Below are 11,917 nucleotides of genomic sequence, written 5' to 3' on the forward strand. Positions count from 1 at the left end.
GGTGGGAGGGGAATCAATGCTCATGGTTGCGCACCCGTTGGGGGAAGATGCCGCGCGGGCGGATGATGAGGAAGGCGATCACCACCAGGCCGTAGAACAGGATGCGGTAGTCGGAAAACGCCCGCAGCTTCTCCGGCAGCATGGTCAGCAGGAAGGCGCCGACGATCACGCCCAGCGTGTTGTCCATGCCGCCTGCGATCACCAGCGTCATGATGGTCACCGACACCAGGAAGGTGAAGTTGTCCGGCGAGATGAAGCTCACATAGAACGCATACACCGTGCCCGCGAAGCCCGCCAGGAAGGCGTCCACCGCAAAGGCCTTGACCTTGAACCAGGTGACGTTGATGCCGCAGGCGCGCGCGGCGATCTCGTCGTCGCGCAGGGCATTCCAGGCCAGTCCCACGCGCGAGCTGTGCAGGCGCTGCGCCGAGACGATGGCCAGCCCCAGCAGGGCGACGGCCACGTAGTAGAAGTTGGCCTGGCCCGGCAGGCTGTGGCCCCACAGCGTGATGGGGTCGTTGAACGAATGCCCGAACAATGTGGGCGAAGGAATGCCCACCAGGCCGTTGGCGCCGCCCGTCCACTCCAGGTTCATCAGCAGCTGGTGCACGACGATGCCGAAAGCGATCGTCACCAGCGCCTGGTAGCTGTCGCGGGTGCGCATGGACGGCAGGCCCAGCAAAAAGCCGAAGACCGTGGCCACGGCGGCGGCCACCAGCAGGCAGATCCAGAAGCTCACGCCGAAGTGGATGGCCAGCAGGGCCGACGCATAGGCGCCGATGCCGTAGGACGCGCCGGTGGCGAAGTTCGGTATGTTGGCGCTGCCCAGCTGGAAGTTCAGCGCCAGCGCCAGCACCGCGTACAGGCAGGCGATGATCATCAGGTGCATGGCGTAGCTGTCACCGCCCAGCACCCACGGAAAGACCAGCGCCAGCACCACGCCCGTGCCCACGGCCAGCGGCCTGCACTGGCCGAAGGCAGCCACGATACGGTCTTCCACCAGCGGGCGTTTCTGCACCGCGACCAGGGCCACGGCAAAGCAGGCCAGCAGCGCCAGCACCGTGATCCAGCTTTCGGCCAGCAGGAACTGGCGCAGCAGCACGGCGCCCGCCAGGGCCACGCCCAGCACGATGGCGGCAGAGCCCGCACTCCGTGGTGCCGCCTGCGGCGGCGCCTGTATCGTCGTTGTCTGCATCACACCTTCTCCATTTTCTGAACGCCGAACAGGCCGGCGGGGCGAAAGATCAGCACCAGGATCACCAGGGCGAACACGAACACCAGGCGGTACGAGGTGCCGTTGGGCACATAGCCCTGCACGATGGTCTCGATGGCCGCAATCAGCAGGCTGCCGACAATGGCGCCCCCGAGCCGCCCCAGGCCGCCGACCACCGCGGCGGAAAAGCCGATCAGCCCCGCCTGCACGCCGAAGTCAAAGCGCACCACGCCCGCATAGCTGGCCAGGAAGATGCCGCCCACCGCGCCGGTGGCCGAGGCAATGAAGAAGGTGTTGCGAAACACCGGCCCCGGCGCAATCGAGAACAGCCGCGCGGTTTCGCGGTCCTGCGACACGGCGCGTATGCGCATGCCCATGGGCGTGTGGTGCAGCACATAGAGCAGCACGCCCACCAGCGCCACTGCCACCAGCACCGAGACCACGCTGATCAGGGGCAGCGGCCCGAACGGGGTGGGAACGGCCCCCTGCGCAATCGCCGGGAACGCGTGCGGATTGCTGCCCTGCGGGTACAGGTGGCGGATCAGCTCGCGGATCACGATGCCCAGCGCCACCGTGGCCACCAGCGGCATCATGGCCGGCGCAGTGCGAAAGCGGCTGATCACCAGCCGGTCCAGGGCAACGCCCAGCCCTCCCACCGCCGCAATGGCCACCAGGCAGGCCAGACCCAGCGCCAGCCAGGGGGCCGAGCCGCCCAGCGCGGCGGCCAGGGCCTGCACGGCCGCCAGGGCGATGAAGGGGGCGACCATGGCCACGTCGCCATGGGAAAAGTGAATCACCTGCAGCACGCCAAACAACAGGCTGAAACCCAGGGCAAGCAGGCTGTAGATGCAGCCCAGGGTCAGCCAGTTGATGAGTTGCTGGAACAGCGCGTCATGCATCGATAGGGTTCCTCTTGTGTCGGGTTCGGCCGGGTTGGCGGGGCTTCGCTTGTCTCCATGTCACGCAACCATTGAAGCAAGAAACCGCGCAAAACCTGCGTCGCTTTTGCCGAGGCGCTGCTTCGGAAAACGCGATCCAGTCCCGGGCCGGTGCGGCGATACATTGATCCGGCGGCGTTGCCAGACAGCGCCGGCCAGCCCGCCATGCACCGTGGCGCCCCGCCGCCCCGGGCCCCGCCCGGGCCGCCATGGCTGCCCTTCGTCTTCACCCGAACAGGACCGACCGACCATGCAAGCCTTCACGACATCCACCGCCCTCCTGCCATCGCGCCGGCGCCTTGCCGCATCCGCCCTGGCGCTGGCCGCCGCCACGCTGGCCTGCGGCGCGGCCTGGTCCCAGTCCACCGTGAAGCTGGGCTTCATCGGCCCCGTCAGCGGCGGCAACGCACAGCAGGGCCTGGGCGCGAAGAACGGCTTCCTGCTGGCCATCGACCAGTGGAATGCCACGGCCGGCGTGCCGTTCAAGGTGGAGGGCGTGGTGCTGGACGATGCCTCCGACCCGCAGACCGGCGTGTCCGCCGCGCTCAAGCTGGTCAACGACCGCGACGTGGTGGGCGCCATCGGCCACTGGAACAGCCCCGTGGCCCTGGCCACGCTGCCGGTGTTCAACCGCGTGCAGATGCCCTTCATCGTCTGGGGCGCCATCGGCCCCAAGATCACCGACCAGAACTTCGCCAACACCACGCGCGTGACGCCCACCCTGGTCAACGAGAACAAGCCCCTGGCCGCCTGGGCCGCCACGGGCCTGGGCGCAAGAAAGATCGCCATCATTGCCGACACCAGCGACTACGGGCGTGCCAACCTGGCCTCGTTCGGCAGCTTCTACAAGGCAGAAAAAGGCAGCGTGGTGGCCGAGGAAAGCTACCCCGTGGGCACCACGGATTTCCGCTCCATCCTCACCAAGATCAAGAGCCTGAACCCCGACGCGGTCTACTTCGGCGGCGTGATCACCGAGGCCGGCATCGTGCGCAAGCAGATGGCCGAGCTGGGCATGAAGCAGCCCATGCTGGGCATCAGCGGCATCTTCGACCCGCAGCTGATCCAGATCGCCGGCCCGGCCGCGGACGGCACCATCGTCGGCACGCCCAAATCGCAGACCAACCCCCGGCTGGACGCCATGAGCCGCGCCTATGCCGCCAAGGGCTATGCCGACTCCGAGAGCCCGTACACCAAGTACGCCTACGACGCCACCGGCATCCTCTTGCAATCGCTCAAGACGGCAGGCACCAAGGACCGGCAGGCCGTGGCCAAGGCCATCCGCGCCATACGCTACGAAGGCGTGACCGGTACCGTGACTTTCGATGCCAACGGCCAGACGCAGGTGCCCGTGGAGCTGCAGCTGCACGAGGTCAAAGACGGCAAGTGGGCCAGCCGCTGATGATCAGGACAGGCAGCCAGTACCGCGACTCCATCCGCGATGGCCGGCGGGTCTGGATGAACGGCGAGCGCGTCAAGGATGTGACCACCCACCCCATGTTCAAGCCGCTGGTGGACATCCGTGCACGCATGTACGACCTGCAGCACGAGGCCGCGCTGCGCGACGCGCTCACCTACGACGAAGGCGACGGCGAGCGCCACCCCATCGCCCACAAGCTGCCGCTGACGCGCCAGGACTGGTGGGACAAGCGCCGCGCCACCGACCTGCTGCTGGAGGACATGGGCGGCGTGGTCATGCGCGTGGGCGACGAGAGCGTGGGCGAGATGTGGTCGCTGTTCGACGGCCAGGACGTGCTCAACGAGCTGGACCCGCGCTTTTCCGCCAACATCCGCACCCACATCCGCCGCGTGGTGCGTGGCGACCTGTTCCACGTATCGGCCAACACCGACCCCAAGGGCGACCGCTCGCGCCTGCCGCAGGACCAGGACCCCGACGTGCTGCTGCATGTGGTCAAGGAGACCGATGCAGGCGTCATCGTGCGCGGCGCCAAGTACGAGACCGCCGCCGCCTATGCCAACCAGGCCTTCACCAAGCCGGGGCTGGCGCACTGGGGCGACGCGGCGCAGTCCGAATACGCCATAGGCTTCATCTGCGACCTGGGCGCGCCCGGCCTGCGCTTCATCTGCCGCCCGGGCCTGGCCGCCCGCGCATCGACCCAGGACCATCCGTTGAGCCATCGCTTCGACGAAGTGGATGCCATCGTGGTCTTCGACGACGTGCTGGTTCCCTGGGAGAACGTGCTGTTCTACCGCCACACCCGGGCCGCCCATTTCCTGCGCGAGACGCTGCACCGCTACTCGGCCTTCACCTTCCTGCAGCGCAGCCTCAAGCTGGCCGACATGCTGATAGGCACGGCCCTGCACAACGCGCGCCAGACCGGCGTGGAGAAGCTGCAGGCCGTGCAGGACAGGCTGGCCGGCCTGGCCTGCTACCGCGAAGGCATCAACGCCCACCTCACGGCCGCCATCGCGCTGGCCGAGCGCAGCCCGGCCGGGCTGATGATGCCCAACCAGTCCCTGCTGTTCACGGGACGGTCGCTGGCCACCGGCCAGCTGCACCACATGATGAACACCGTGCGCGAGCTGTGCGGCGGCCAGGTCTGCCTGACGCCGGACCACGCCAGCTTCGAGAATGAGGAAACCGGCCCCTGGCTGCGCAAGTTCTACACGCTCGGCCCGCAATCGCAGGCCGACGACCGCCGCAGGCTGCTGGCCTATGCGCGCGACCTGCTCGACTCGGACCACGCCGGCCACCGGCTCAGCTTCCAGCTGTTTGCGCAATGCCCGCCCTACGCCCAGACGGCGGCCGTGTACCGGCACTTCAACTGGGATGCGCCGCTGGACTTCGTGGGCAAGTCCGCCGGGCTGACGGACCGCGTGAAGGCCACGCAGGCGCCGGCCCAGGGCGACGGTGCGGTGGCGCAATGGTTTCGCAATCACAACGCCAGCGACTGAAGGCTGCCGGGACCCGACCGCCGCACAATGCAGGCGTCTTGCGGGAAGGGCCTCTTGCAGCGCGGTCCGCCGCTTGGTCAACTACGCGGCAGGTCACCCTGGCCGCCCTCCCCCTCTCCACCTCTTGCACACCGTGCTGACACGACTGACCTTCAGACAATTGGAATACTGCGTGGCAGCGGGCGAGTTCGGCAGCATTGCCGAGGCCGCCAACCGCATCCACGTCTCGCCCTCGTCCATCTCATCGGCCATCACCCAGGTGGAGGCGGAGCTGCAGGTGCCGCTGTTCGTGCGCCACCATGCGCAAGGCCTGTCCGTCACGCCCGCAGGCGCCGAGGTCCTGCGGGAAATCCGCAACCTGCTCGACCAGGCCATGGCCTTGTACGACGTGGCCAGCAGCGCGCAAAGCCAGGTGCGCGGCCCCGTGCGCGTGGGCTGCTTCACCACGCTGGCGGCCATGGTCGCCCCCGAGCTGTGCCAGGGATTCGCGCGCGCACACCCCAAGGCCACGGTCACGCAGATCGAGGACCACCAGGAAGGCCTGATCCACAAGCTGCGCACCGCGCAGATCGATGTCGCCATCACCTACGACCTGCTGGTGGCCGAATCGGACATCTGCTTCGAGCCCCTGGCCCAGCTGCCGCCCATGGTCATCGTCAGCGAACTCAATCCGCTGGCCAACCACCGCTCCACCACGCTGGAGGCGCTGGCCCAGCTGCCCATGGTCCTGCTGGACCTGCCCCTGAGCCGTGAATACTTCATGTCGCTGTTCCGCGAAGCCGGCGTCTCGCCCCTGATCGCGGCCCGCAGCGCCAGCCCCGACGTGGTGCGCTCCCTGGTCGCCAACGACGTGGGCTACTCCCTGGTCAACGTGCGCCCGCGCAACTCCCATGCGCTGGACGGCAAGAAGATCGTCAACCTGCACCTGAACGGCAACCACCGCCCCATGAAACTGGGCCTGGCCTGGGCCCGCGAACAAAAGCCCCGCCATGTGGTGGAAGCCTTCATGCACCGCTGCCGCAGCTTCATCTCCAATGAATACATTCCGGGGATGACGGCGCCTGGGCGCGGAGAGGCGAACTGAGCGGCGCGCAGACCGAATCAGGGAGCCTGTCAGGCGGTGCTCTTGCGCACCTCGTAATGCAGCACCGCCATGCCCTCGCCAATCTGCCGCACGGACAACAAACGCAGCACCGGATGCAGCACCCGGCGCGGAAACAGCGGCTTGCCCCGGCCCAGCGTGGCCGAGCCCACGCTCAGGATCATCTCGTCCAGCAGGCCCGCGTCGTAGAACTGCCCCGCCAGGTCTCCGCCCCCCATGATCCAGAGATTGCCCCCGCCTGCCGCCGCCTGCATCTGCGCATGCACGGCACGCACATCACCGCTGACAAACCGGACATCGGCACCCGGAATACCAGGCAGCGCACGGCTGGGAAACACCCAGGCAGGCTGCGTATAGGGCCACGCCGCCCCGGTCTCCCTGGCCACCGTCTCCGCGTGGCGCAGCATCCATTCGTAGGTGGCCGACCCCATGGCCAGCGCGCCCACGCCGGCAATGAACTCCGGGTAGCCCGTGGCCTGCATGTCGCCCAGCGGGAACAGCCAGTCCAGGGAGTCGTCCTCGGTGGCCAGGAATCCGTCGAGTGAGGTGGCGGCGAAGTATTGGGTCTTCATGGGGGAGATGGTAGCCAGGCAGGCGCGGCACGGCCATCCGCCCGGGTGTCGTGCAGGCCGCGCCTGGACCCCATCGTCAAATTTCTTTTGAAGCCGCCTTCAGTCCTGCGGGTCTTTTTCAATTGAAACACCCAGGTCAACATCGCTCCATGCCCAGACGACTTGCGAACCGGGTTTCCGCTCCCGCCCCAACACCTCTACAGCTCCGCCAAGGAACCGCATGACCACCGCCTCCACGCCCCTGTTTCGCCCCCTGCAGCTCGGCCCGCTCAGCCTGCCCAACCGCATGGTGATGGCCCCCATGACGCGCAGCCGTACCAGCCAGCCAGGCGACGTGCCCAACGCATTGATGGCCACCTACTACGCACAACGCGCCAGCGCCGGCCTGATCGTCTCGGAAGCCACCCAGATCTCCCGCCAGGGCCAAGGCTACAGCTTCACCCCCGGCATCTATTCAGAGGCGCAGGTGGACGGTTGGCGCCGCGTCACGGACGCGGTGCACGCCGCCGGCGGGCGCATGGTGCTGCAGCTGTGGCACGTTGGCCGCATGTCGCATGCCAGCTTTCACGCCGATGGCCTGCCGGTCGCGCCTTCGGCGCTGTCGCCCCAAGCGCAGGTCTGGGTGGTCGGCGACGACGGTGTCGGCCGCATGGTCGACTGCCCCGTACCGCGCGCACTGAGCGCACAGGACATCCAGGACGTGATCGGCGACTTCCGCAGGGGCGCGGCCAATGCGATGCGTGCCGGTTTCGATGGCGTGGAAATCCACGGCGGCAACGGCTACCTGATCGATCAGTTCCTGCGCACCACCTCCAACCACCGCACCGACGCCTACGGCGGCGGCATCGCCCAGCGCACGCGCTTCGCCGAAGAGGTCGCGGCCGCCGTGGCGGGCGAGGTCGGGGCAGAGCGCACCGGCATCCGCCTGGCGCCCTTCATCACGCAGCGCAACATGAACTGCCCGCAGATCATCGAGACCATCCTGCATCTGGCCAGCAGGCTCGACGAGATCGGCCTGGCCTACATCCACCTGTCGGAAGCCGATTGGGACGATGCGCCCGAGATTCCGCAGGACTTCCGCCACGCGCTGCGCCGCGCCTACCAGGGCAAGGTGATCGTTGCGGGCAAGTACGACGCGGAGCGCGCCCAAGCCATCCTGCACGAGGGCCTGGCAGACCTCGTCGCCTTCGGCCGCCCCTTCATTGCCAACCCGGACCTGCCGGCGCGCTACGCCGCCCAGGCGCCGCTGGCCGCATTCGATCCCAAGGCCCTGTTTGGCGGCGACGCACGCGGCTACTCGGACTACGCAGCCCTCGCCACCGCCTGAAGCCCTCCCTGCTCTCCCCTCTTCCTCAACCTTTGAAAGCACGACCATGAAAGCCGTTGGATACCAGAAGCCCCAGGCCATCAGCCAACCCGAATCGCTGATCGACATCACCCTGCCCGATCCCGTGGCCACCGGCCGCGACCTGCTGGTCGAAGTCAGGGCCGTGTCCGTCAATCCGGTGGACACCAAGGTGCGCGCCAGCGGCGCGCCCGCCGAGGGGCAAACGCACAAGGTGCTGGGCTGGGATGCCAGCGGCATCGTCAAGGCCGTGGGCCCCGAAGTCACGCTGTTCAAGCCGGGCGACCGCGTCTGGTACGCCGGCTCCATTGCGCGCCCTGGCACGAACAGCGAACTGCACCTGGTGGACGAGCGCATCGTGGGCCACGCGCCCAAGTCGCTGGACTTCGCACAGGCGGCGGCCCTGCCCCTGACCGCCATCACCGCGTGGGAGATGCTGTTCGACCGCCTGGGCATCGCGCCGGGCAAGCACCCCAGCCACAAGACGCTGCTCATCATCGGCGCCTCCGGCGGCGTGGGCTCCATCCTCACGCAGCTGGCCACGCGGCTGACCAGCCTTACCGTCATCGGCACCGCATCGCGGCCCGAGACGCAGGCCTGGGTCAAGGAGCTCGGCGCCCACCACGTGATCGATCACAGCCAGCCGATTGCCGACGAACTCAAGCGCCTCGGCTTTCCCACGGTGGACCACATCGTGAGCCTCACGCAGACCGACCTGCACTTCGCACAGATCGTCGAGGCGATCGCGCCCCAGGGAAAATTCGGCCTGATCGACGATCCCGCGTCGCTGGACATCACCAAGCTCAAGCGCAAGTCGGTGTCGGTGCACTGGGAATTGATGTTCACCCGCGCCCTGTTCGGCACCGACGACATGATCGGCCAGCACCGCCTGCTCAACGAGGTTGCCGCACTGGTCGATGCCGGCCTGATCCGCACCACGCTGGCCGAGCGCTTCGGCAGCATCAACGCCGACAACCTCAAGCGCGCCCATGCCCTGATCGAGTCGGGCAAGGCGCGCGGCAAGGTGGTGCTGGAGAACTGGGGCTGAGCCATGAAGACAGAGACCATTTTCAACCTGGCCATCCTCGAGGCGAAGGCCGGCCAGCAAGACCAGCTGCGCGACGCCCTGCGCGCGCTGGTGCCATTCACCCGGCAAGAGGCCGGATGCCTGGACTACACGCTGTTCGAACTGGCGGACACCCCCGGCACCTTCTACATGCGGGAGTCATTCAGGGACCAGGCAGCGCTGGATGCGCACTTCAGCATGCCGTACTTCAAGGCGTTCGAGAAACGCTTCGACGAACTGCTGGCACGCCCCCTGCAACTGGTGGGCCTGAAGGAAGTGCCCTGACGGGCGGTACGGGTCCGGGCGGTACGGATCCGGCCGACGACTAGCGCGCGGCTGCAACGCGCCGCCCCCACGCTGGCGGCAGCGTGGGGGTTGCCGCCGACAGCTGGTCCCATACGTACTGGGCGGCAAAGCCGTGGTGACGGCTGCGCGAGCGCACCAGGCAGGCTTGCCGGCCCAGATTTCTTTCGGCCAACGGGACTGCGTCCTGCACGTCCAGGCTCATTGCCGCGGCACCGTTGAGCAGCGCGACCATGCCGTTTTCACGGGCGGCATGCACCAGGTCCTCCAGCGTATCGGACTCCAGATGCACGCCCGGCTTCAGCCCCTGCGCCGCAAAGGCGTTGTCGAGCTGGCGCCGCATGGCGTATTCGCTTGGCAGCAAGGCCAGGGGGTGGTTCGCGACCTCGCTGAGCTCCAGCAGGCGTCGCCGCCGGCGGGGCTTCAATCCCACGGCCACCACGGGCTCGTCGAAGCAGGCCAGGATCTCCAGATCGGCATGCGGCTCCGGGTCGAAGCTGACGGCAAGATCGAAATCGCCACGCAACACGCCCTCCACCAAGGCCTGTGCGGTGCGCCTGCGCAGTGCGATCGCCAGCTGCGGCCACTGCGCCTGGGCCCTGCGCACGACGGGCAGTACCCAGCATCCCGCGTAGGACTGCACCAGGCCGATGCGCACCAGGCCCGCAACGGTGCTCGCACGCGCCTGCACGTCGCGCAGCGCCGCCTGCAGCTCACTGAGGCAGGCCGACACCCGGCGGTCGAGCTCATGTCCGGAGGCCGTGGCAACGGCGCGCCCGCTCGCACGGTCGAACAGCTGCACGTCCAGGGTCGATTCCAGCAAGGCGATCTGCTCCGACAGCGCCGCCTGCGAGATCGAGGCATCGCGTGATGCCGCACTGAAGCTGTGCGCCCGCATCGCCGACACGAAGTAGCGCAACTGGCGCAATGAGACGAGATCGAGGGGGTCGCGGCTGCGTGCGGACATGGCCATCGGATTATCCGATAGGCGCGGCCAGAAAATGCGAATTGCGAAGAAACAAGGGCCTGCCGACACTACGGCCACGAGACAACTCTGGTCACGAGAGCACCGATGAAACGACGCAACTTCCTTCAGTACGCCAGCACGGCGACGGCCATTTCAGCCTTGGGCGCAAGCCCCTCGGCGCGCGCACAGGCATTCCCTTCCAAGCCCATACGCATCATCTGCCCCTATCCGGCAGGTGCGACCACCGATGCCGTCTCCCGCCTGATGGCGAATGCCTTGCAGTCGGACAGCGGCAGCACGGTGATCGTCGACAACCGCAGCGGTGCGGGCGGCAACATCGGCACGGAGGCGGCAGCACGCGCCGAGGCCGACGGCTACACGCTGCTGCTGGGCGCACTCGGCCCCATGGCCGCGAACCCGGCGCTGTACTCCAGGCTCAACTTCGATCCGGCCAAGGACTTCACACCGCTGGCATGGGCCGCCTCGGTGCCGTTGATCTGGGCCGTGCATCCCTCCTTCCCGGCGACCACGGCCAAGGAGGCGCTCGAATGGCTGCGCAAGAACCCGGGCAAGTTCTCCTACGCATCCGCCGGCAACGGCACGCCGCAGCACCTGGCGGGAGAACTCGTCAAGCGCCAGACCGGCACCTCGATCCTGCACATTCCCTACCGCGGCTCCGCGCCTGCACTCAACGACGTGCTGGGCGGCACGGTGCAGATGGTGTTCGAAGCCACGCCGGCCATCCTGCAGCATGTGCAAAGCGGGCGCCTCAAGGCGCTGGCCGTGACGTCCGCCAGGCGCATTCCCGCGCTGCCCGGCGTGCCCACGCTCAAGGAATCCGGCGTGGACGCCGAGATCAGCGGCTGGTACGGCTTCCTCGCGCCCGCCGCGACCCCGGCCGACCGCAAGGCCTGGCTGGTCAAGCACATAGGCGCGGCGCTGGCGGCCAAGGCCACGCAGGACAGGCTGGCCGAACTCGGCTCGGTGCCCATCGACAACTCGCCCCAGGCATTCGCACGCCTGCTGGACAGCGAGCGGGCACGCTGGCAGACGCTGATCCGCGAAGTCGGCATCAAGCTCGACTGAAGGCGCCGCCCCATGCCGCACATCGCCATCGAGGTATCGCCATCCTTGCTCCCGTCGATCCAGTGGGAGCCGGTCCTGCACGCCATGCACCTTGCGCTGGCCGAGCGCGGATGGGCACGGCTCGCGGACCTGAAGTCGCGCGTGGCACCCATCGCCGTCGGACTGTGCGGCGAGGACCCCCACGCGCAGCAACTGATCGCCACCCTGACGCTGACCAACCCGCGCCCGCCGCAGATGTGCTCGGCCATGGCCGAGGCCGTGTTCGAGCATCTCTCGCGCGCCGTCGACGCGCACCCGGAGTCAGCGGCGTGGGTGCAGTGCTGCGTGTTCCTGCAGGAGCACCCGAAGTCGCACTACCTCAAGCGGCAATGGAACGCGCCGCAGTCCGCTCCCCCAATTCCATGACAACGGG

At 67.9% G+C, this 11,917-nt stretch carries 12 protein-coding genes; 8 read left to right on the forward strand and 4 right to left on the reverse strand.

Features of this window, described 5'->3' with window-relative positions; all coding sequences use genetic code 11:
- Positions 1–13: 13 nt before the first annotated feature.
- Both GRX31_RS17830 and GRX31_RS17835 read right to left on the reverse strand, forming a co-directional pair.
- Complete coding sequence (locus tag GRX31_RS17830) at positions 14–1,195, reverse strand: branched-chain amino acid ABC transporter permease (RefSeq protein ID WP_026062742.1); 1,182 nt, start codon at positions 1,193–1,195, stop codon at positions 14–16.
- A complete protein-coding gene (locus GRX31_RS17835; RefSeq protein WP_160854001.1) occupies positions 1,195–2,112 on the reverse strand; it encodes a branched-chain amino acid ABC transporter permease in 918 nt (305 codons plus the stop codon). The genes GRX31_RS17830 and GRX31_RS17835 overlap by 1 nt, the downstream gene beginning before the upstream one ends.
- A 289-nt stretch (positions 2,113–2,401) precedes the next feature.
- On the opposite strand from GRX31_RS17835, the gene GRX31_RS17840 reads away from it, so the two are divergent.
- The 3 genes from GRX31_RS17840 (at position 2,402) to GRX31_RS17850 (ending at position 6,148) form a co-directional block, all read left to right on the forward strand.
- Positions 2,402–3,550, forward strand: a complete 1,149-nt coding sequence (locus tag GRX31_RS17840) for a branched-chain amino acid ABC transporter substrate-binding protein (RefSeq protein ID WP_160854003.1) — start codon at positions 2,402–2,404, stop codon at positions 3,548–3,550.
- Complete coding sequence (locus tag GRX31_RS17845; protein WP_043790223.1) at positions 3,550–5,064, forward strand: 4-hydroxyphenylacetate 3-hydroxylase family protein; 1,515 nt, start codon at positions 3,550–3,552, stop codon at positions 5,062–5,064. Before GRX31_RS17840 ends, GRX31_RS17845 begins: the two co-directional genes overlap by 1 nt.
- Positions 5,065–5,197: 133 nt before the next feature.
- Positions 5,198–6,148 (forward strand): LysR substrate-binding domain-containing protein, encoded by a 951-nt coding sequence (locus GRX31_RS17850; RefSeq protein ID WP_160854005.1) that lies wholly within the window; start codon positions 5,198–5,200, stop codon positions 6,146–6,148.
- Between the two features lie 29 nt (positions 6,149–6,177).
- Here the strand turns inward: GRX31_RS17850 and GRX31_RS17855 are convergent, their stop codons facing one another.
- Positions 6,178–6,738, reverse strand: coding sequence for a dihydrofolate reductase family protein (locus GRX31_RS17855; protein ID WP_160854007.1), 561 nt, complete (start codon positions 6,736–6,738; stop codon positions 6,178–6,180).
- 220 nt (positions 6,739–6,958) lie between these two features.
- On the opposite strand from GRX31_RS17855, the gene GRX31_RS17860 reads away from it, so the two are divergent.
- Genes GRX31_RS17860 through GRX31_RS17870 form a run of 3 tightly spaced genes read left to right on the forward strand, consistent with a single transcriptional unit; the run spans position 6,959 to position 9,434 of the window.
- Positions 6,959–8,065: an alkene reductase gene (locus GRX31_RS17860; RefSeq protein WP_016448207.1), complete on the forward strand. Its 1,107-nt coding sequence runs from the start codon at positions 6,959–6,961 to the stop codon at positions 8,063–8,065.
- Positions 8,066–8,111: 46 nt separating this feature from the next.
- Positions 8,112–9,131 (forward strand): zinc-binding alcohol dehydrogenase family protein, encoded by a 1,020-nt coding sequence (locus tag GRX31_RS17865; RefSeq protein ID WP_160854009.1) that lies wholly within the window; start codon positions 8,112–8,114, stop codon positions 9,129–9,131.
- A 3-nt stretch (positions 9,132–9,134) separates the two neighbouring features.
- The gene (locus tag GRX31_RS17870) at positions 9,135–9,434 is read left to right on the forward strand and encodes a putative quinol monooxygenase (RefSeq protein WP_012204863.1); all 300 of its coding nucleotides are present in this window, start codon (positions 9,135–9,137) and stop codon (positions 9,432–9,434) included.
- 40 nt (positions 9,435–9,474) lie between these two features.
- On the opposite strand, the gene GRX31_RS17875 is transcribed toward GRX31_RS17870, so the two are convergent.
- Positions 9,475–10,419, reverse strand: coding sequence for a LysR family transcriptional regulator (locus GRX31_RS17875; RefSeq protein WP_227740785.1), 945 nt, complete (start codon positions 10,417–10,419; stop codon positions 9,475–9,477).
- A gap of 105 nt (positions 10,420–10,524) precedes the next feature.
- Between GRX31_RS17875 and GRX31_RS17880 the strand changes: the two genes are divergently transcribed.
- The gene (locus tag GRX31_RS17880; RefSeq protein ID WP_160854011.1) at positions 10,525–11,505 is read left to right on the forward strand and encodes a Bug family tripartite tricarboxylate transporter substrate binding protein; all 981 of its coding nucleotides are present in this window, start codon (positions 10,525–10,527) and stop codon (positions 11,503–11,505) included.
- 45 nt (positions 11,506–11,550) lie between these two features.
- Positions 11,551–11,910, forward strand: a complete 360-nt coding sequence (locus GRX31_RS17885; protein ID WP_237426717.1) for a 5-carboxymethyl-2-hydroxymuconate Delta-isomerase — start codon at positions 11,551–11,553, stop codon at positions 11,908–11,910.
- Positions 11,911–11,917: the final 7 nt, after the last annotated feature.

It is taken from the genome of Delftia sp. CH05, assembly GCF_009827015.1.
Taxonomy (GTDB): Bacteria; Pseudomonadota; Gammaproteobacteria; order Burkholderiales; family Burkholderiaceae_C; genus Comamonas; species Comamonas tsuruhatensis.

Bases quoted from the DNA above. Each gene is read 5' to 3' on its own strand.
- GRX31_RS17875 (WP_227740785.1), bottom strand. From the start codon at position 10,419: ATGTCCGCACGCAGCCGCGACCCCCTCGATCTCGTCTCATTGCGCCAG.
- GRX31_RS17855 (WP_160854007.1), bottom strand. From the start codon at position 6,738: ATGAAGACCCAATACTTCGCCGCCACCTCACTCGACGGATTCCTGGCC.
- GRX31_RS17880 (WP_160854011.1), top strand. From the start codon at position 10,525: ATGAAACGACGCAACTTCCTTCAGTACGCCAGCACGGCGACGGCCATT.
- GRX31_RS17865 (WP_160854009.1), top strand. From the start codon at position 8,112: ATGAAAGCCGTTGGATACCAGAAGCCCCAGGCCATCAGCCAACCCGAA.
- GRX31_RS17845 (WP_043790223.1), top strand. From the start codon at position 3,550: ATGATCAGGACAGGCAGCCAGTACCGCGACTCCATCCGCGATGGCCGG.
- GRX31_RS17835 (WP_160854001.1), bottom strand. From the start codon at position 2,112: ATGCATGACGCGCTGTTCCAGCAACTCATCAACTGGCTGACCCTGGGC.
- GRX31_RS17840 (WP_160854003.1), top strand. From the start codon at position 2,402: ATGCAAGCCTTCACGACATCCACCGCCCTCCTGCCATCGCGCCGGCGC.
- GRX31_RS17830 (WP_026062742.1), bottom strand. From the start codon at position 1,195: ATGCAGACAACGACGATACAGGCGCCGCCGCAGGCGGCACCACGGAGT.
- GRX31_RS17870 (WP_012204863.1), top strand. From the start codon at position 9,135: ATGAAGACAGAGACCATTTTCAACCTGGCCATCCTCGAGGCGAAGGCC.
- GRX31_RS17860 (WP_016448207.1), top strand. From the start codon at position 6,959: ATGACCACCGCCTCCACGCCCCTGTTTCGCCCCCTGCAGCTCGGCCCG.